The organism is Bacillus sp. GbtcB14, from assembly GCF_019091205.1.
Lineage (GTDB): Bacteria > Bacillota > Bacilli > Bacillales > Bacillaceae_G > Bacillus_A > Bacillus_A cereus_AG.
The window spans coordinates 1-241 of the sequence record NZ_JAGXJT010000284.1; the positions used below are offsets into that span (position 1 = coordinate 1).

Consider the following 241-nt stretch of genomic DNA (forward strand, 5'->3'; position numbering starts at 1 on the left):
CTTCCACAACAATCCTCATTGGTTTGGTTTTCACCAATTTAGCTGTTGCTTGATGGATATGGTTATTTCGGATATTCGTAATTTTCCTAGATAACCGCAGGTGCTCAGTTTTAGCTTTTTCATATCCGGCAGATTGAATTTTTACACCTTTTTTAAATCTTCTGGACATATCTCTTTGTGCTGACTTTTTCCTTTTCAAAAGTTTTTTAACCTTGGCATCTTTGTTTATATTTCGTTCTTT

1 pseudogene is annotated in these 241 nt (G+C 34.0%); it reads right to left on the reverse strand.

Features of this window, described 5'->3' with window-relative positions:
* Positions 1–241 (reverse strand): annotated as a pseudogene (locus KVT31_RS29935) (RNA-guided endonuclease InsQ/TnpB family protein); the annotation flags it as partial.